Origin of the sequence: Haemophilus haemolyticus (genome assembly GCF_003490595.1) — a bacterium.
In the GTDB taxonomy this organism is placed as follows: Bacteria; Pseudomonadota; Gammaproteobacteria; order Enterobacterales; family Pasteurellaceae; genus Haemophilus; species Haemophilus haemolyticus_L.
On the sequence record NZ_QQGY01000005.1, the window covers coordinates 158,418 to 176,677 of the forward strand.

Annotated in this window: 20 protein-coding genes; 7 read left to right on the plus strand and 13 right to left on the minus strand. The window is 38.3% G+C overall.

The genetic code is table 11. The annotated features are described in order from the left end of the window. Positions 1 to 13: 13 nt before the first annotated feature. Positions 14 to 985 carry an elongation factor P--(R)-beta-lysine ligase gene (epmA, locus tag DV415_RS05380; RefSeq protein ID WP_118794440.1) on the minus strand — a complete coding sequence of 324 codons (972 nt, stop codon included), beginning with the start codon at positions 983 to 985 and terminating at the stop codon, positions 14 to 16. A 215-nt stretch (positions 986 to 1,200) separates the two neighbouring features. Between epmA and frdA the strand changes: the two genes are divergently transcribed. From frdA to frdD, 4 genes are read left to right on the plus strand one after another with little or no spacing between them, the layout of a single operon-like run. Further along, complete coding sequence (gene frdA / locus DV415_RS05385) at positions 1,201 to 3,000, plus strand: fumarate reductase (quinol) flavoprotein subunit (RefSeq protein ID WP_118781986.1); 1,800 nt, start codon at positions 1,201 to 1,203, stop codon at positions 2,998 to 3,000. After that, positions 2,993 to 3,763 (plus strand): succinate dehydrogenase/fumarate reductase iron-sulfur subunit, encoded by a 771-nt coding sequence (locus DV415_RS05390; protein ID WP_118789908.1) that lies wholly within the window; start codon positions 2,993 to 2,995, stop codon positions 3,761 to 3,763. Before frdA ends, DV415_RS05390 begins: the two co-directional genes overlap by 8 nt. Before the next feature lie 10 nt (positions 3,764 to 3,773). After that, entirely contained in the window at positions 3,774 to 4,184 is a 411-nt protein-coding gene (gene frdC / locus DV415_RS05395) for a fumarate reductase subunit FrdC (RefSeq protein ID WP_118781988.1), read from the plus strand. A gap of 12 nt (positions 4,185 to 4,196) precedes the next feature. Then, a complete protein-coding gene (gene frdD, locus DV415_RS05400) occupies positions 4,197 to 4,541 on the plus strand; it encodes a fumarate reductase subunit FrdD (protein ID WP_005631316.1) in 345 nt (114 codons plus the stop codon). A gap of 108 nt (positions 4,542 to 4,649) precedes the next feature. On the opposite strand, the gene mtgA is transcribed toward frdD, so the two are convergent. From mtgA to DV415_RS05455, 11 genes are all read right to left on the minus strand, one after another. After that, the gene (gene mtgA, locus DV415_RS05405; protein ID WP_118789909.1) at positions 4,650 to 5,390 is read right to left on the minus strand and encodes a monofunctional biosynthetic peptidoglycan transglycosylase; all 741 of its coding nucleotides are present in this window, start codon (positions 5,388 to 5,390) and stop codon (positions 4,650 to 4,652) included. Further along, complete coding sequence (gene trpR, locus DV415_RS05410) at positions 5,377 to 5,682, minus strand: trp operon repressor (protein ID WP_005629736.1); 306 nt, start codon at positions 5,680 to 5,682, stop codon at positions 5,377 to 5,379. Before trpR ends, mtgA begins: the two co-directional genes overlap by 14 nt. Positions 5,683 to 5,719: 37 nt before the next feature. Continuing rightward, positions 5,720 to 7,498 carry a transglycosylase SLT domain-containing protein gene (locus tag DV415_RS05415; protein ID WP_118789910.1) on the minus strand — a complete coding sequence of 593 codons (1,779 nt, stop codon included), beginning with the start codon at positions 7,496 to 7,498 and terminating at the stop codon, positions 5,720 to 5,722. Positions 7,499 to 7,513: 15 nt separating this feature from the next. Further along, positions 7,514 to 7,810 carry a YciI family protein gene (locus tag DV415_RS05420; RefSeq protein ID WP_118781991.1) on the minus strand — a complete coding sequence of 99 codons (297 nt, stop codon included), beginning with the start codon at positions 7,808 to 7,810 and terminating at the stop codon, positions 7,514 to 7,516. A 15-nt stretch (positions 7,811 to 7,825) separates the two neighbouring features. Beyond that, a complete protein-coding gene (gene yciA / locus DV415_RS05425) occupies positions 7,826 to 8,305 on the minus strand; it encodes an acyl-CoA thioester hydrolase YciA (RefSeq protein ID WP_046953245.1) in 480 nt (159 codons plus the stop codon). Further along, positions 8,305 to 8,862 (minus strand): septation protein A, encoded by a 558-nt coding sequence (locus DV415_RS05430; protein ID WP_005636812.1) that lies wholly within the window; start codon positions 8,860 to 8,862, stop codon positions 8,305 to 8,307. The genes yciA and DV415_RS05430 overlap by 1 nt, the downstream gene beginning before the upstream one ends. A 5-nt stretch (positions 8,863 to 8,867) precedes the next feature. Continuing rightward, positions 8,868 to 9,602 (minus strand): hypothetical protein, encoded by a 735-nt coding sequence (locus DV415_RS05435; RefSeq protein WP_118781993.1) that lies wholly within the window; start codon positions 9,600 to 9,602, stop codon positions 8,868 to 8,870. Positions 9,603 to 9,747: 145 nt separating this feature from the next. Further along, on the minus strand, positions 9,748 to 10,758 hold the full coding sequence (gene mglC, locus DV415_RS05440) for a galactose/methyl galactoside ABC transporter permease MglC (protein WP_005631332.1): 1,011 nt from the start codon (positions 10,756 to 10,758) through the stop codon (positions 9,748 to 9,750). Between the two features lie 18 nt (positions 10,759 to 10,776). Continuing rightward, a complete protein-coding gene (gene mglA / locus DV415_RS05445) occupies positions 10,777 to 12,297 on the minus strand; it encodes a galactose/methyl galactoside ABC transporter ATP-binding protein MglA (protein ID WP_005633425.1) in 1,521 nt (506 codons plus the stop codon). A 65-nt stretch (positions 12,298 to 12,362) separates the two neighbouring features. After that, entirely contained in the window at positions 12,363 to 13,358 is a 996-nt protein-coding gene (gene mglB, locus DV415_RS05450) for a galactose/glucose ABC transporter substrate-binding protein MglB (RefSeq protein WP_005628316.1), read from the minus strand. A gap of 186 nt (positions 13,359 to 13,544) precedes the next feature. Next, complete coding sequence (locus DV415_RS05455) at positions 13,545 to 14,543, minus strand: substrate-binding domain-containing protein (protein ID WP_118789912.1); 999 nt, start codon at positions 14,541 to 14,543, stop codon at positions 13,545 to 13,547. Between the two features lie 211 nt (positions 14,544 to 14,754). Here DV415_RS05455 and galT point away from each other — a divergent pair, with 211 nt between their 5' ends. From galT to galM, 3 genes are all read left to right on the plus strand, one after another. Then, positions 14,755 to 15,804 (plus strand): galactose-1-phosphate uridylyltransferase, encoded by a 1,050-nt coding sequence (galT, locus tag DV415_RS05460; RefSeq protein WP_118789913.1) that lies wholly within the window; start codon positions 14,755 to 14,757, stop codon positions 15,802 to 15,804. A 70-nt stretch (positions 15,805 to 15,874) separates the two neighbouring features. Beyond that, entirely contained in the window at positions 15,875 to 17,029 is a 1,155-nt protein-coding gene (galK, locus tag DV415_RS05465) for a galactokinase (protein ID WP_118789914.1), read from the plus strand. Positions 17,030 to 17,038: 9 nt separating this feature from the next. Next, the gene (gene galM, locus DV415_RS05470; protein WP_118789915.1) at positions 17,039 to 18,061 is read left to right on the plus strand and encodes a galactose-1-epimerase; all 1,023 of its coding nucleotides are present in this window, start codon (positions 17,039 to 17,041) and stop codon (positions 18,059 to 18,061) included. Between the two features lie 58 nt (positions 18,062 to 18,119). On the opposite strand, the gene DV415_RS05475 is transcribed toward galM, so the two are convergent. After that, a partial coding sequence (locus DV415_RS05475) for an IS3 family transposase (protein ID WP_153063408.1) occupies positions 18,120 to 18,260 on the minus strand: 141 nt, incomplete at its 5' end.

Here is an 18,260-nt window from a genome sequence, read left to right on the forward strand (position 1 = left end):
CCGCACTTTTCGTCTAGGCATTATCCACAGCAAAAGAAATCACTTCATTAATTTTCTCACAACCTAACGCAACCATAATTAGGCGATCGACTCCCATCGCAACACCAGAAGAGTTTGGTAAGCCAGCTTCTAATGCAGCCAGAAAACGTTCGTCAATATCTCGAATTGGTAACCCATGTTTTTTTCTTTGCTGATTATCTAATTCAAAACGATGTCTTTGTTCTCGAGCATCTGTCAATTCATGGAAACCATTTGCCAGTTCTAACCCTTTGTAATAGAACTCAAAGCGTTCTGCAACTCGCTGATCTTCTGGGCTCACTTGTGCCAGAGCTGCTTGCGTTGAAGGGAAATGATAAACCGCCACAGGTCGATCTTTTCCTATTTGAGGTTCAACGATTTCACTAAATAAGAACTGTAATAAAGTATCGCGCTCTTCATCATCTTCAGCCACAAAGTTATGTTTACGCGCCGCTTCGATTAATTCTGAACGTTCTGCTGATAAGGGATCTAAGCCTACATATTCTTGGAAAACAAACTGATAGCTTAAACTTTCTGCAGGTGGGCAATCTAAAATTTGTTGGAGTAAATCATCCACTTCATTAATTAAACGATGCATACTAAAGTGCGGTCGATACCATTCCAACATGGTAAATTCTGGATTGTGGCGATTACCGGCTTCTTCATTACGGAACACTTTGGTGATTTGGAATATTGGTCCACTGCCTGCAGCAAGCAAGCGTTTCATGTGATATTCAGGGCTTGTAGAAAGCCAAAGTGTTTTGGATTGTTCACCGAAAGGCGCGAGAAATTCTGTGCTAAATGTGGAAAGGTGTAAATCAGTGACGCCAAATTCACTTAGAACAGGCGTCTCAACTTCAAGTAAGCCTCGTTCTGTAAAAAATTGACGAATCTCAGCAATAATTTTTGCACGTTTAAGAAGATTTTTTATATCGGCAGAAGGTTGCCAATGAGTAAGTGCGGTCATTTTTATTTCCATTTTTAAATTTGTATCATTGTAAACGAGAGCTCTTCTCAACTCAATCTAAGCTTTTTTGAGGTAGATCACAAAATCATCCTTTTCCTCTTTCCCTACATAAAAAACGTTATTAATTTGTAACAAAAAATGGCAGAATGGACTCACTAGATTACCCTTTTAGGGTGATTTCTATTTTTTACTTTCTACATTTATTGGAGGATATCGTGCAAACAGTTAATGTCGATATTGCGATTGTTGGTGCAGGTGGTGGCGGTTTACGTGCAGCGATTGCAGCAGCAGAAGCAAATCCTAACTTAAAAATTGCATTAGTTTCAAAAGTGTACCCAATGCGTAGCCATACTGTGGCAGCAGAAGGTGGCGCAGCGGCAGTTATCAAAGAAGAAGATTCTTACGATAAACACTTCCAAGATACTGTTGCGGGTGGTGACTGGCTTTGCGAACAGGATGTTGTGGAATATTTCGTACAACATTCACCAGTGGAAATGACCCAATTAGAACGTTGGGGATGCCCTTGGAGCCGTAAAGCAGATGGCGATGTAAACGTACGTCGTTTTGGTGGAATGAAAATTGAGCGTACTTGGTTCGCTGCTGATAAAACAGGTTTCCACTTATTACACACGCTTTTCCAAACTTCTATTCAATATCCACAAATCCAACGTTTTGATGAACACTTCGTATTAGATATTCTTGTTGATGATGGCCATGCTCGTGGTATGGTTGCGATGAACATGATGGAAGGTTCGCTTGTTCAAATTAATGCAAATGCGGTTGTTATTGCAACTGGTGGTGGTTGTCGTGCATTTAAATTTAATACCAACGGCGGTATTGTAACGGGTGACGGCTTATCCATGGCGTATCGTCATGGTGTACCTCTTCGTGATATGGAGTTTGTTCAATATCACCCAACAGGCTTACCGAATACCGGCATCTTAATGACTGAAGGGTGTCGTGGTGAAGGTGGTATCTTAGTGAATAAAGATGGCTATCGCTATCTTCAAGATTACGGCCTAGGACCAGAAACACCAATTGGCAAACCTCAAAATAAATATATGGAACTTGGTCCTCGCGATAAAGTTTCTCAAGCATTCTGGCAAGAATGGAAAAAAGGTAATACCTTAAAAACTGCGAAAGGCGTAGATGTTGTGCATTTAGATTTACGTCATCTTGGTGAAAAATATTTACATGAGCGTCTGCCATTCATTTGTGAGTTAGCAAGTGCTTATGAAGGTGTTAATCCAGTTAATGAACCAATTCCTGTTCGCCCAGTTGTTCACTATACCATGGGCGGTATTGAAGTCGATTTCAATAGCGAAACTCGTATCAAAGGTTTATTTGCTGTAGGTGAGTGTGCATCTTCAGGTTTACATGGTGCAAACCGCTTAGGCTCTAACTCTTTAGCTGAACTTGTTGTGTTAGGTCGTGTTGCAGGGGAATATGCGGCACAACGTGCAGTTGAGGCTCAATTTGTAAATCAAAGTGCGGTTGATGCTCAAGCAAAAGATGTTGTTGCTCGTTTAGAAGCCCTTCATAAACAAGAAGGTAATGAATCTTGGTCTGAGATTCGTGATGAAATGGGTTCTGTAATGGAAGAAGGTTGTGGTATTTACCGTGACCAAGCAAGCATGCAAAAAGCAGTAGATAAAATTGCAGAATTAAAAGAACGTTACAAACGTATTCGCGTAGCAGATAACTCAAGCGTGTTCAATACAGATGTACTTTACACAGTTGAGTTGGGGTACATCCTAGATGTTGCACAATCTATTGCAAATTCAGCGATTGAACGTAAAGAATCTCGTGGTGCCCATCAACGCCTAGACTACACTGAACGTGATGATGTGAATTATTTAAAACACACCCTTGCTTACTACAATGGCAATGATGCACCGCGTATTGAATACAGTCCGGTGAAAATTACTAAATCTCAACCTGCAAAACGTGTTTACGGTGCGGAAGCAGAAGCTCAAGAAGCAGCTGCGAAAGCTAAGGAGCAAGCAAATGGCTAATTCACCGGTAATGACTGTAGAAGTATTACGCTACAACCCAGAAAATGATCAAGAGCCACATTTAAGCTCTTATCAAGTACCTTATGATAACCAAACTTCTCTTTTAGATGCGTTGGGTTACATTAAAGATAAACTTGAACCATCTCTTTCTTATCGTTGGTCTTGCCGTATGGCGATCTGCGGTTCCTGTGGGATGATGGTAAATAACAAACCGAAATTGGCTTGTAAAACGTTCTTACGTGATTACAGCGGCCATATGCGTATTGAGCCGTTAGCAAACTTCCCAATTGAACGCGACTTGGTGGTTGATTTAAGCCACTTTATCGAAAGTTTAGAGGCAATTAAACCTTATATTATTGGTAACGAAGCACCAGCATTAGATGGTAAACCACACCCATCAAAAGAATTGCAAGTTAGCCGTACTAAACAAACGCCTGCACAACTTGAGAAATATCGTCAATTCTCAATGTGTATCAACTGTGGTTTATGCTATGCCGCTTGCCCTCAATTTGGTTTAAATCCTGAATTCTTAGGCCCTGCAGCTATTACAATGGCTCATCGTTATAATCTTGATAACCGTGACCATGGTAAAGCAAAACGTATGTCATTGTTAAATGGTAAAAACGGGGTTTGGAGTTGTACTTTCGTTGGCTATTGCTCAGAAGTTTGTCCAAAACATGTGGATCCTGCTTCTGCAATTAACCAAGGAAAAGTGGAAAGTGCCAAAGATTATGTTATCTCTATGCTAAAACCAAAAAGCTAAGGGGGAAGGAATGTCAGTAACAGTGAGTAAACGTAAAAAATATGTTCGTCCAATGACAGCGACTTGGTGGCAAAAATTGGACTTTTATAAAGCTTATATGCTACGTGAGGCGACTTCAATCTTTGCTGTATGGTTTTGTATTGTATTGCTTTATGGTGTTCTTTGCCTTGCAAGCAATCCAATGCCAGGCTTAGGCATCTTGAGCTTTATTGAGTTTTTAAGAAATCCAATTGTGGTGTTCTTAAATATTATTACGCTTATCGCAACGCTTTATCATACGGTGACATATTTCTTAATGACACCAAAAGTGATGAATATCATTGTGAAAAATGAACGCTTACCACACAGCGTTGTAAGAAATGCACTTTGGGCGGTAACCGCATTAGTTAGCGTGATTGCGTTAGTTTTAGTTTATATCTAAGGGAGAGAAAAAATGGTTGATCAAAATCCAAAACGCTCCGGCGAACCGCCAGTATGGTTAATGTTCGGTGCAGGCGGCACAGTGAGTGCAATTTTCTTCCCTGTGGTTATTTTAATTATCGGTTTGTTATTACCATTTGGTTTAGTCGATGCGCATAATTTAATTACTTTTGCTTATTCTTGGATTGGTAAATTAGTTATTTTAGTGCTTACTATTTTCCCAATGTGGTGTGGTTTACACCGTATTCACCATGGTATGCACGATCTTAAAGTGCATGTACCAGCTGGTGGATTTATCTTTTATGGTTTAGCCACAATTTATACCGTTTGGGTGTTATTTGCGGTAATAAACCTGTAATAAAAATGCTATAAATAAAAAAAACGAGTCTTAGACTCGTTTTTTTTATCTTTTGTATCAAGTAAACATTTTTTAGTTTGTTTTACTTTAGAAATTCGATTGGATTTTTCATAAATGGCTTAAGTATTCAGTACCTAAATTTCCCATTTGTCTCAAAATCCAAGTTTGTTTTTTACGAACTAATAAGCTTGGCTTATTTACTTTATAAATGATTGGATTGGGCAACACGGCAGCTAAAAGTGCGGCTTCATTTTGAGATAAATTTTTAGCTGATTTTTTAAAGTAATAGCGACTTGCCGCTTCCACACCAAAAATGCCATTCCCAAATTCTGCAATATTTAAATACACTTCTAAAATACGTTTTTTTGACCAAGTCAGCTCGAGCAACATAGTTGCTGGAACTTCTAAACCTTTTCGTAGCCAATTTTGTCCGTGCCAAAGCATTAAGTTTTTAGCGGTTTGCTGGGAAATGGTTGATGCTCCTCGGATTCCTTTTTTAGATTTTTCGTTATACCGAATTGCTCGTTGGATAGCCTCAAAATCAAAGCCTAAATGTTCAGGAAAACGCTGATCTTCTGATGAAATCACAGCTAATTGAATGTTTGGGGAGATATTTTCTAGACTGACCCAGTTATATTGGATTTGATATCGAAAATCGCCTTGTAAAAGATTAGCGATTTTTTGTTGTACCATATAAGCGGAAAAGGGAATAGGTACAAATCGAAAAATCAGCAACAAAGCAAAAACGGCGAAAAAAAAACGAAAGACAACTCGCTGCCAGTTTTTTTTCCACCATTTAAGACTAAATAAGTGAGAAAGCGCGGTAAAAATTCGCTTAGTTTTTTTCAATGAGATCAAGATGTTGTTTCATCCATTGCATAAAATCAGGATCCATCGTTTTAATCATATTGGAACCTCGAGTGATTGTAGCGGCACTTGTATTCAGATTTTGTTGAATTTCACGCTGAGGCATATTTTTATCAATCAGCTGAGAGACAATCTGTAAGCGTAATCCCACCGCATCCCGTTCGTCTGCCGTTAATAATAAGGTTAGAAACTCCTGTGCTTTATTTTCTTCAAAGGCAATTTTTAGCATTTGAAGAAAGGCATTCCATTGTTCTAAATTGCGGCTGATATACATAATTACGCTCCCATTCCACACTATTAAACTAGTGCGTTTAGTATAGCTGATACAATTCTTCTTGGCTAAAGATTTGTGGGTTTTCTTGATTTTGTAAAATTTGATAGTAAAAGTCATAAGTGACTACATTTTGCACATAACCACGAGTTTCGTAAAAAGGAATAGATGCGACAAATTCGTCTAATGCTAATTTTCCATTAGCACGACTTAACCATTTTTCTACTCGATTTGCCCCGGCATTGTAAGCGGCTGCAATCAATATTCGATTATTAGGATATTTTCCATTGAGTTCATTAAGATGTGCGGTACCTAGCAAAATATTATTCAATGGTTTGAATAAATCTTGTTCACCTTGATAAGGAAGCTGATTATTCTCTGCAGTCAATTTTGCCGTGCTTGGCAGAAGTTGCATTAAGCCCCGCGCATTTGCAGAAGATTGTGCCATTGGATTCCAAGCACTTTCTTGACGGGCGATTGCCATAGCAAAAGTTTTGCTGATATTTAAATTCTGTAATGCTGCATTGAAGTATTCAGGATAAGCATTTGGCAGACGAAGGGAGAGGTAATCCCACGCTTTTGCAACAATAGAAGCATCAACAGCTAATTCAAACCATTGTTGGTTTTTAGCATATTCTGCAAGTTTTAGCTGAGTCGTGAAATCAGTATTATCAAGTAAAATTCGCCAACGTTGTTTTGCTAAACCATTTCGTCCCAGTTCTCTCAATTCTCGAATCATGGCGAAAACTTGCTCGAAAGGAAGTTGTTCCTCCACATTAAAACTTGGTGCTACTGGAAAATCAACTTTATATACTTGCTTTAATTGTGCAGCAGCTAACATTGGATAGAATCCCCGCTCTTTTGAAAGTACGGTCAGTTTTTCTATATTTTTTGATATATCTTGTTTGGCTTCCCAATAACGCCATTCTTGTTTTGCTTTTCCTTCAGTTGTAAGTGAATTAAGCCACGGAGAAAGGTCTGTCTTCTGCCAAATTGCCATTCGTAAACGGCGTTCGGTTAGATTATCAGTTTTTAATTGTTGGATTTGTTCATCACGCCATTTTTGAAAATCAGCGTTTTCATTATCAAAAAAACGATTTAAAAAGGCTATTTTCCACTGTTTGATTTCATCTTCAGAGAGTTGCCAGGTATCACCCCATTGCTGATAGAGCTCAAAATTTGGATTCTCTATTTGTTCCGATAGTGTTTTTAGATAACGAGGAAAAGCATCGATTAATACACTTTTATCTAACGTGCTAGAATTACTGTTCTTTATAATCTCAGCAAGCTGTTTAGGATTTTCTACTGGATTTTGTTCTTTTTGATTCGTGTTATTTTCTTTAGCATTATCTGGCGTTGCTGAGGTTTGTTGTTCCTCAAGCGTGGATAGCTTTTGTAATAAGGCTTGAAATGCTGGCGTTACAAAAGGGTAATTTTGTTGCACCAACATATTGAGTTCATTTATTGCTTGTTGTTTTCCTTGAATATCATCACTTTTCAAAAAGGCGACTTTCGTTTCCCAAAAGCGTGCTAGCAAATCGTATTGCAAAGGATAGCCTTGCAATGAGTCTATTAAGGTTTTTGTGATATTTTGAGTCGCTTCAGAAAATTGCTGGTTTTTTACCGCACTTTTTAGTAAACCTTCAACTTGCAAAAAGACTTCACGTTGTTTTAGACGTTTTAAATAGCCTTGATGCTGCGCTAGCTCCCAGTTTTGTTTTTCTTGCTCAAAATTGATGGATGCTGTCGTATTAGGCGAATTGGCAAAAGCAGAAAGTGCGGTCAAAATACAAAGTGAAATTAAAGCGACTTTTTTCATATTACGTTATTTAAATTAAAAGACTTTTTTAAACGGTTTTACAATAACATCCGCATATACGCCAGCTTCTACATAAGGATCTTGTTCAGCCCAGTCTTTTGCTGCTTGTAGATTTTCAAATTGAGCAATAACGGTTGAACCAGTAAAACCTGCCTCTCCAGGATTTTCATCGTCGATGGCTGGATTGGGACCTGCCGTAAGTAAACGGTTTTCTGCTTGAAGTTGTTTTAAACGAGCTAAGTGTTGCTCGCGTACGGCAAGACGTTTTTCTAATGTATTTGGAATGTCTTGAGCAAAAATCACATAGAACATCATTATTTCCTTCTATTAACAAGCGTTTTGTTCAGCCTCTAACTCCGCAATTGAGGCTAATGCTTTTTCTAATTCGTGGTTATTTTCACGGGGAATCGTGCGAGAGCGACCATTATTATCAACTGCAACAAAAGTAAATACCGCATCTGTGACGCAATAACGTTCACCAATTGGTTCACTCGCCACTTTTTTCACCCATACTTCCACTTTAATTTTAATGGAAGAACGCCCAACTTTGAGGCATTGTCCGTAGCAACAGACGACATCCCCCACAGAGATTGGTTTGATAAAATTCATACTTTCAACGGCAACGGTAACCACGCGCCCGTGTGCGATTTCTTTTGCTAAAATCGCACCACCCATATCCATTTGAGACATGATCCAACCGCCGAAAATATCTCCGTTGGCATTAGTGTCAGAAGGCATCGCCAAAGTTCGTAGTAATAGAATCCCTTTGGAATGGCGGCCATTTTTATCAGTAAAATTGGAAGACATTATTTTTCTCCATCTTTTGAATTTGAATCATCTTTAGGTAAATAGCGATAGATATAAGCACCTGAAATAATCGTTGCAATCACCGTCATACCAATAATTCCGAAAGATTTGAAATCAACCCAAGCTTCTTCCGACATATTATGGCTGATATAAATATTCACCAACATGCAAATAATAAAGAATACAGCCCAACCGAGGTTAAGTGTATTCCAAGCCTTTTCGGGCAGTTGTAGCTCTTTGCCAAGTAATTTTTTAATTAATGGAGTTTTAAATTGAAATTGTGCGACGAGCAAAACAATGGCAAACAAGGCATTGATAATCGTCACTTTCCATTGCAAATAGCGGATTTCATTAAAGTAAGCGGTTAAAAGTCCAAAAAAAACGACCGCACTTGCCATGATTTTTTGTTGTTTTTCAACGGTTCCATATTTCCATTTTAAAATCACGATCTGCAAAATTGTTGCCACTACTAATACGATGGCTGCTTCACGTACACCACCGAGTTTGTAAGTGACAAAAAATAAAATTAAAGGGATAAAGTCAAGGAGTTGTTTCATATTGATTAATCCTTCATAAATAAGCTGTAGAAACGATAAGTCACTACTAGCATAAAAATATTGAGTAATGCGGTGAAAATTCCTATCACCATATCAAACACAGCATTATTGGAAAATGCGCTTAATTGGAAAATGAGGACTGGCACTAGAAAATAAACCAGTAGGGTGTAAATAAACAATACGCCTTTTCGAGTATTTCCTCGCATCCAAATTTTTCGGATAGTTTGCGAAAGTGTATCTTGAGTCGAAAGATAATGTACTACCGTCAAATTTAAACGGACGAAGAACCAAACGCCAACAAGCATCGCGATAAGTGACATGATAGAGGGCGATTTTTTTGTGAGTAATGCAGCAAATGCTTCACCAAGACCAAGTAACATTGGTGCAACCATTAATAGATCTAACAGAATTACACCTGCAAAACGGCGCAAGGTAAGCGAGAAAGTTTGCCCTAAAGTGCGGTAATTTTGTAGGCTAATTTTGTGGATTGAGGTTAATCCCCAAGCGGCGATAAAACTCGTTAAAATCTGAGTGATTGCAACTGAAAAGAGAAAACTCGTGATATCTGTATTGGCGAAATTTAATACATCATTTTTATTTTCATCATTAACTGGAAAACTTAAAAGTGCACTCGCGCTTTGCACAATAAATAAAATTGCGACAAATTGCAGCATGATTTTTTGTTGATTACGGAAGAAGTTCCAACTGTCTTGCAATACTTGTGTAAAGTTAATTTGCATGATTATCTCTCTATAAAAATGGTGGCGCAATTATACAAGGTTTGCTGATTATTGCATAAATATCCTTAATTCAGAATTGAATAGATAAAATAAAAGTGGACAAATTTGTCCACTTTTCATTCATTTTATTAAGATTGCGTCAGCTTTATTTTTTCTTCGCGTATTTTAATGAGTCAATGGCTACCGCTAGAATGATAATGCTACCTTTGATGATATATTGCCAGTAAGGGTTTACACCGATGTAAGTTAAACCGTAGTTGATAACTGTAAAGATGATAACCCCAGTGATTACACCAATTACGGTACCTACACCACCTGCGAAGGATACGCCACCTACCACGCAAGCGGCGATCGCATCTAATTCATACATGAAACCTAAGTTGTTAGTTGCAGAACCGATACGACCAGCTTCGAGCATACCACCGAATGCATAGAACATACCTGCAATCATGTAGATGACAACTAAGTTACGAGCAACGTTTACACCTGATACTTTCGCAGCTTCTGGGTTACCACCGATAGCAAATACGTTTTTACCGAAACGAGTTTTGTTCCACATCACCCAAACTAAGAATGAGGCAATGGCTGCATAGATTGTGATGTAAGAGAGTTTAAAACTGCCGATTCGGAAGAATCCTTGAGCAAATGTTGAGAAATTTTCGCTAAAACCTGCGATTGGCGAACCACCCACAGCATCATAATAAAGTGAGTTAAAACCATATACGATAATCATCGTACCCATTGTTGCAATAAATGGAGTAACGTTTAAATAAGCGATAACTAACCCATTAATCAAGCCAATTAGCGCACCCACAGCACAAACTGCAAGAATTACCACAGGAATTGGAATTTCACCCATTTCAGGGAATACGCGGTTCATATTTTCCATTGATTGCAACATGGTTGCAGAGATAACCGCAGCCAAACCAACTTGACGACCAGCAGATAAGTCAGTCCCTTGTGTAATCAACAATCCGGCAACCCCGAGAGCAATAATTAAGCGCACAGAAGATTGGGTTAAGATGTTACTGAAGTTAATTAAATTTAAAAAGGTTGGATCTTGCGCAATAATAATGCCGAGCAAAATCAGCAAGACAAAATAAATCGCATTTTGTTTTAATAAATCAAAGGATTTGTTTTTTTGTAAGGCACTCATGATTTGTTCCTTTTATCTTTATAAATATTTCGCAGCGAGTTGCAAGATTTCTTCTTGTGAAGTTTTTGCAGTTTCTACAATACCCGCCAATTTACCGTTACTCATCACTAAAATACGATCAGTTACACCTAGTAATTCAGGCATTTCTGATGAAATCATAATAATGCCTTTATCTTTTTTAGCGAGTTCTTGAATAAGTTGGTAAATTTCAAATTTTGCCCCGATGTCGATACCACGAGTCGGCTCATCAAGCATCAGAATTTCAGGTTGAGTTAAAAGCCAACGACCGATAATGACCTTTTGTTGGTTACCGCCAGAAAGAGAACCAATTGTTGTTCTATGTGATGGCGTTTTAACATTCATTGAATCAATTACCCACTGGGTATCACTTTTCATTTTCTTCGTGCTAAGTAATTTCCATGGTGTGAGATAAGATTTCATATTTGAAATCAATGAGTTAAATTCAATGCTTAAATTAGAGTAAATACCAGTTGAACGACGTTCTTCAGTTACCAATGCAAAGCCATTATTAATCGCTTCAAGTGCGGTATGATTTTTCACGGTTTTTCCGTGTAACTTGATAGTTCCTTCGGTTAATTCACGTACGCCAAAAATAGCTTCAACGATATCAGTACGTTTAGCCCCCACAAGGCCTGCAATACCGAGAATTTCACCTTTTCGTAATTCAAAAGATACGTCTTGAATGGATGGTTGATTTTTAGCGGTAAGATTTTCCACCTGTAAAATTACTTCTTTTGGCGTGTTTGTTTTTTCAGGGAAACGCTGTGTTAATTCACGACCTACCATCATTCCGACAATTTGTTCCATGCTGGATTCTTTCACGTTTACCGTGTTGATCCATTTACCGTCGCGTAAAATAGTAATTTCATCACAGATTTTGAAGATTTCATCCATTTTGTGAGAAATATAAATAATTCCGCAACCGCGTTGTTTTAATTTGTCGATAATTTTAAACAGATGCTCAACTTCTTTTTCAGAAAGCGAGGATGTTGGTTCATCCATGATGACGATTTTAGCGTTGTATGAAAACGCCTTCGCAATTTCGATCATCTGCATTTGAGAAACTGAAAGTTTGGCGACTTTTTCTTTAGGATCTACATCAATATCCAATTCATCAAAAATCGCTTTAGTATCACGGTACATTTTCGCGTGATCGACAAAAGGTCCTTTAAGTGGATAGCGTCCAAGCCACAAATTATCCATTACGCTAGTTTGACGTACTAGGTTGAGCTCTTGGTGCACCATTGAAATCCCATTCTCAAGGGCTTCTTTAGATGTTTTAAAATTGACGGGTTGGCCTAAGAAAAGGATTTCGCCTTCATCTTTGGCATAAATGCCAAATAAGCATTTTAATAATGTAGATTTGCCCGCGCCGTTCTCACCCATTAAGGCATGAACAGAATGTGAACGAACCGTTAAGTTTGCGTTATCTAAGGCTTTTACACCTGGAAAGGACTTGCAGACATTGGTCATTGTGAGCAGCACTTGGCTGTCTTGACTTTGAGTTTGAGATGTCATATCCAACCTCGTTAAAAAGGGGAAGGGCAACTTCCCCTTGGATTACAACAAAAATTGATGAGAAATTATTTTAAGAAGTCGCCCAAGTTGTCTTTATCTACACCAACATAAGGGATACGTACAACACGATCTTTTAATTCCCATTTTGTACCTTCAGTTGCTGCTTTGCCTTGTGCTAAGTTGTTAGATAATTGAACAACTGCTTTACCTTGGTTCACACCATCGTTTAACACGGTACCTGCAAGTTCACCTTTTTTGATGAGTTGCAATGCTTCTGGTAATGCATCCACACCGAAGATAGGGAGTTTTTTACCATGTGCTTTGGTTGCTTCTAATGCGCCTAATGCCATACCATCGTTGTTAGAAATAATGACTTCAATGTCATTCGCTTTAGAGCTAGATAACCAAGCATCTACTTTATCTTTCGCCATTGCAGCATCCCACATACCAGTATCAATAAATAATTGTTCAGTTTGGATACCTTTTGCATTAAGTTCTTCAACTACGAATTTTGTACGTGCTTCAGCATCTGGGTGACCTGGTTCACCTTTTAATAACACGAATTGAATTTTGCCATCTTTATTTAAGTCTAGAGCTGGATTCGCTTTCCATTGTTTTGCAATTAAATCCCCTTGAATTAAGCCTGATTCTTTTGGATCAGTACCTACATAGTAAGCGTGTTCATAAGAACCGATAGCTTTTGCACCTGGGTCTTTATTAAAGAATACAACAGGAATGTTATCTGGTTTTGCTTTGCTAATAATGGTTGGTGCTGCAGCAGGGTCAACTAAGTTAATTGCAAGAGCTTTCACACCTTTGGAAAGTAATACATCAACTTGGTCATTTTGAATTGATTGTGCATTTTGGGAGTCATTCATTAATAAGTTAATGCCACCAAGTGCTTTAGCTTCTTTGTCGATTTCTTTACGCATTAAAGACATGAAGTTGTCATCGTATTTGTAAATGGTTACACCAATTTTGTTACTTGCTGCGAAGCTAGAAGATGCTGCACCTAAACCGATAGCCAAAGCAACTGCACTTAATACTGCTGTTTTTTTCATAATAACGCTCCTATTTTGGAATGTTGATGTTAGAGATAAATATTGCATTACATTCTGCAATTGATGCCATATTAGCGAATAATCTGCTTGGAATCTGTGATCAAACTCACATAAATGAAAACGATTACATTAAAAGTTCGAATTTGTGATCGCTATCACATTTTATGAGTGCGTTCACCTTCGAATTTAGATAGATTCCACAGAAAAACGGCGTACTAATGTTGGGTTAAATTGAATTGTTGATGGCGTTCTCACCTCATTATCAACAAGGCTTAATGCAAGGTTAGCTGCATAAGTTGCCATTAAATCAATAGGATAGCGAATGGTCGTCAATTTAGGAATTAAATAACGAGCAATTGGCATATCGTCAAAACCAATGATTGAAAATTGGCTTGGTACACTAATATTGTTTTCATTGAGAACTGAAATGGCTCCCGCCGCCATTGAATCGTTATAAGCGACCACAGCAGTAAGATCTTTGTTATAACTAAGCAAATCAATCATTGCTTTTTCACCACCTTCGAAGTCTGGTGAATTGTGCGTTATGGCATGCTCAATAATTGGATAATTGTGATCTTTTAATGCGGTAAGATAACCATCTCGACGCTCAATTTCATCGAAAATAGCATGGTTAGATCCAATATATGCAATATGTTTATGGCCACAACGGATAAGCATTTCCGTTGCTAAGTAGGTTCCTTTTTTATTATCTAAACTTACGCAACGATTTTCATAGCCTTGAATCACCCGGTTGATAATCACCATTCCTGGTACTGTTTTCAAATAATGGCTAAGCTCATCGTCGGATAACGCTTTGGAATGCACAACTAAACAACTACAACGCTTGCGAAGTAAAGTATCAATAGCTTCACGTTCCTTCTCTGCATGGTGATAGCCAATGCCAATCAAGATTGTTTTACGGTGTGCTTCTGCGACTTTATCTACGGCTTTTACTAAAATAGCAAAAAACGAGTCTGTTACATCGGTAACAACCACACCAATAGTATCGGTGTTTTGTATTGCAAGGGCTTTAGCATTTGCATTAGGCTGATAATTAAGTTGTTCAATTGCTTGTTTTACGGCAAGGCGAGTTTCTTCACTCACAGAGGGATGTTGATTTATAACACGAGAAACAGTAGCAATAGATACATGGGCTAGCTCGGCTACATCATGAATGGTGCTCATAGAATACTTTCCATAATGGAATTACGTTTCTTAATTATGTTCTTTCTAAATAAAATTGAAAGCGATTACTTTCTGATTTGTAACTGAGATCACAAAAAACTTTCAGAGATTTTCATATTATGTGATACGGATCACGGTTTATTTTTGTGAATTTGCTATCTTATGCGCAGCATTTTGTGTAATCGTTTACAATTTAGAAAGGGAGCCAATTATGAGTGATATTTTTGAACCAACCGAGCATCCACATCGTCGCTATAATCCGTTAATTGATCAATGGGTTTTGGTATCACCACATCGTGCTAAACGTCCATGGCAAGGGCAAAAAGAAAAAGTGAATGAAGAACAAAAACCAAGTTATGATCCAACTTGTTATCTTTGTCCGAGTAATAAGCGTATTACAGGTGAATTAAATCCAGATTATCGTAAACCTTATGTGTTTAAAAATGATTTTTCCGCGCTTTTAGAAGATACGCCAGCCCCTGAAAAATCCTCAGATCCACTTTTCCAGAGTTCTCAAGCTCGTGGTGAAAGTCGAGTCATTTGTTTCTCTCCAGATCATAGTAAAACATTGCCATTATTAACCGAACTTCAGATTGAAGAAGTGATTAAAGTATGGCAAGAGCAACTTCGTGAACTTGGTGCAAAATACCAATGGGTGCAAATTTTTGAAAACAAAGGGGCAGCAATGGGGTGTTCTAACCCACATCCACATGGTCAAATTTGGGCGAATAGTTTCTTGCCAAATGAAGTTGCTCGTGAAGATCGCACACAACGCGATTATTTGCTAAAACATGGTTCAGTAATGTTGGTTGATTATGTAAAACGAGAACTGGAGTTAAAAGAACGTATTGTCGTTGAAACTGAACATTGGGTAGCTTTAGTGCCTTATTGGGCTGTTTGGCCATTTGAAACATTGCTTTTACCAAAAGCTCATGTAAAACGTTTAACTGAATTAAGTGACGAACAATTAAAAGATCTTGCGGTTATTTTGAAAAAATTGACGACCAAATATGACAATCTATTTGAGACCTCTTTCCCATATTCAATGGGATTCCATGCTGCACCATTTAATGGCGAAGATAATGAACATTGGCAGCTACACGCTCATTTTTATCCTCCTCTTTTACGCTCAGCAACCGTGCGTAAATTTATGGTGGGATATGAAATGTTAGGCGAAAGCCAACGCGATTTAACGGCAGAACAGGCTGCTGAGCGATTACGTGCTTTGAGTGAAGTTCATTATAAAGAAAGAACTAAATAATATAGACAGTCCCTCTCTTTACAAAAGAGGGGAGCAGATCGAGTACAGATTTGATATAAAGGATAGAAATATGACCCCAATCCCAAATGCTCAACAAATTTTCAATAAACAGCATAAAAATTTTCCAGAAATTACCGTCTATGCGCCTGGCCGAGTAAATATCATCGGTGAACATACCGACTACAACGACGGCTTTGTTATGCCTTGTGCGATTAATTTTGGTACGGCCGTTTCTGGTACAAAACGAGATGATCATATTTGGAATGTTTATGCGGCGGATCTTGATGAAACTGATGAATTTTCTCTCAATGTTGAAATTCCTAAGAGTGAACACAAATGGGCTAATTACGTGCGTGGAGTTGTAAAATTTATCCAAGAACGTTACCCGCACTTTCAACAAGGTGCAAATTTAGTGATTTCTGGAAATGTACCCCTTTCTTCAGGATTAAGTTCATCTGCAGCGTTAGAAGTTGCGGTGGGTAAATTCTGCCAACAACTTGGCGGTTTACCGCTTTCTCACACGGATATTGCATTGAATGGGCAAAAAGCGGAAAACCAATTTGTTGGCGCAAATTGTGGCAATATGGATCAGTTAATTTCCGCACTTGGGCAGGAAAATCACTTACTGATGATCGATTGTCGTAGTCTTGAAACCACTCCAACACCCGTGCCACAAGATGTCGCCGTTATTATTGTGAATTCAAATGTACCGCATGATTTGGTAACGGGTGAATACAATACTCGCCGTCAGCAATGTGAAGAGGCTGCAAAATTTTTTGGAGTAAAAGCATTACGTGATGTTTCAGTTGAACAATTCCGAAAAAGAGAAGCGGAATTGACCGCACTTTCTCCGTTAGCAGCAAAACGTGCCCGTCATGTCGTAACTGAAAATCAACGAGTACTCGATGCAGTGGAAGCATTGAAGAAGAATGATTTGACCCGTTTAGGTGAGTTAATGGGGGAATCTCATGATTCAATGCGTGATGATTTTGAAATCACCGTGCCACAAATTGATTATTTAGTTGAATTGGCTCAACTTGTTATTGGCAAAAGTGGTGGTGCACGTATGACGGGCGGCGGTTTTGGCGGTTGTATTGTCGCACTTGCGCCGCATGATAAAGTCGATGCAGTTCGTAAAATTATTGCGGATAATTACGAGAAAACGACTGGTTTAAAAGAAACTTTTTATGTGTGCACAGCATCACAAGGTGTTCGAGTAATTTAAGAGAAAATGATGTTAGAACAAACCACTTTTAATGCGCCTGATGGTGCACCTTATCAGCTTATAACCCTGCAAAATGAAAATGGAATGCGTGTTCAATTTATGGATTGGGGAGCAACTTGGCTTTCTTGTAAAGTGCCAGTAAACGGCAGTTTACGCGAGGTTTTATTGGGTTGTAAGGTAGAGAATTATCCCACTCATCAAAGCTATTTAGGCGCAAGCGTAGGGCGTTATGCAAATCGTATTGCAAACGCACAATTTGAATTGAATGGTGAACTCATTCAGTTGAAAAGTAATCAAGGTAAACATCAGCTTCATGGTGGAGAGGGTTTTGATAAACGCCGTTGGAAAATTCAAGAGTGCGGTGAGAATTTTGTGTGTTTTTCATTACATTCAGAGCATGGTGATCAAGGTTTTCCTGGTAATGTGGATGTGTCTGTAACCTATACGCTAACGGATGATAATAGCTTAAAAATTGAATATGCAGGGATGTGCGATAAGGATACCGCATTGAACTTAACGAATCATGCTTATTTCAATTTAGAAAATGCAGAGCAAGGCAGTGACGTGCGTGAACATACATTACGTTTAAATGCTGATTTTTATCTGCCTGTAGATAATGAGGGGATTCCTAATTCTCCATTAAAGCACGTAGTGAATACAAGTTTTGACTTCCGTATTGCTAAACCCATCAAACAAGATTTTTTACAAGGGGATCAGCAAGCAACAAAAGGTTACGATCATTCCTTTATTGTCAATAAAGCTTGGCAAAAGCCTTGTGTGTTACTGACTTCTCCAACTGGTGATTTAAGTTTGGAAGTAAGAACTTCGCAAGCCGCATTGCAGGTTTATACGGGTAATTATCTTGCAGGTACACCAACGAGAAATGGCGAATTATATGCCGATTTTTCTGGCGTAGCACTAGAAACTCAATGTTTACCCGACACGCCTAATCATCCTGAATGGCAAAATTACGGTGGGATTCAAAAAGCAGGCGAGCAATATTATCAATGGACGGAGTTTAAGTTCTTATAGAATTGAAGTGCGGTAGAAAATAAAGAGATATTTGATCTGACCCCAAAAAGTTAGACTGTTATTTAAAGGATTGTTTTCGATATTGTATCGGACTCAGTCCTTTTAATTTTAGTTGAATCCGTCGATGATTATAGTAATCCAAATAATCTCTGACAGCATCAACTATCTCTTCTTTTGTTTTAAATTCCCGACCATAAAA

What these genes read in the sequence shown, in the direction of transcription:
- epmA (WP_118794440.1), bottom strand. Translation starts at nt 985, where the DNA reads ATGACCGCACTTACTCATTGGCAACCTTCTGCCGATATAAAAAATCTT.
- DV415_RS05390 (WP_118789908.1), top strand. Translation starts at nt 2,993, where the DNA reads ATGGCTAATTCACCGGTAATGACTGTAGAAGTATTACGCTACAACCCA.
- frdC (WP_118781988.1), top strand. Translation starts at nt 3,774, where the DNA reads ATGTCAGTAACAGTGAGTAAACGTAAAAAATATGTTCGTCCAATGACA.
- frdD (WP_005631316.1), top strand. Translation starts at nt 4,197, where the DNA reads ATGGTTGATCAAAATCCAAAACGCTCCGGCGAACCGCCAGTATGGTTA.
- trpR (WP_005629736.1), bottom strand. Translation starts at nt 5,682, where the DNA reads ATGTATATCAGCCGCAATTTAGAACAATGGAATGCCTTTCTTCAAATG.
- DV415_RS05415 (WP_118789910.1), bottom strand. Translation starts at nt 7,498, where the DNA reads ATGAAAAAAGTCGCTTTAATTTCACTTTGTATTTTGACCGCACTTTCT.
- DV415_RS05420 (WP_118781991.1), bottom strand. Translation starts at nt 7,810, where the DNA reads ATGTTCTATGTGATTTTTGCTCAAGACATTCCAAATACATTAGAAAAA.
- yciA (WP_046953245.1), bottom strand. Translation starts at nt 8,305, where the DNA reads ATGTCTTCCAATTTTACTGATAAAAATGGCCGCCATTCCAAAGGGATT.
- DV415_RS05430 (WP_005636812.1), bottom strand. Translation starts at nt 8,862, where the DNA reads ATGAAACAACTCCTTGACTTTATCCCTTTAATTTTATTTTTTGTCACT.
- DV415_RS05435 (WP_118781993.1), bottom strand. Translation starts at nt 9,602, where the DNA reads ATGCAAATTAACTTTACACAAGTATTGCAAGACAGTTGGAACTTCTTC.
- mglC (WP_005631332.1), bottom strand. Translation starts at nt 10,758, where the DNA reads ATGAGTGCCTTACAAAAAAACAAATCCTTTGATTTATTAAAACAAAAT.
- mglA (WP_005633425.1), bottom strand. Translation starts at nt 12,297, where the DNA reads ATGACATCTCAAACTCAAAGTCAAGACAGCCAAGTGCTGCTCACAATG.
- mglB (WP_005628316.1), bottom strand. Translation starts at nt 13,358, where the DNA reads ATGAAAAAAACAGCAGTATTAAGTGCAGTTGCTTTGGCTATCGGTTTA.
- DV415_RS05455 (WP_118789912.1), bottom strand. Translation starts at nt 14,543, where the DNA reads ATGAGCACCATTCATGATGTAGCCGAGCTAGCCCATGTATCTATTGCT.
- galT (WP_118789913.1), top strand. Translation starts at nt 14,755, where the DNA reads ATGAGTGATATTTTTGAACCAACCGAGCATCCACATCGTCGCTATAAT.
- galK (WP_118789914.1), top strand. Translation starts at nt 15,875, where the DNA reads ATGACCCCAATCCCAAATGCTCAACAAATTTTCAATAAACAGCATAAA.
- galM (WP_118789915.1), top strand. Translation starts at nt 17,039, where the DNA reads ATGTTAGAACAAACCACTTTTAATGCGCCTGATGGTGCACCTTATCAG.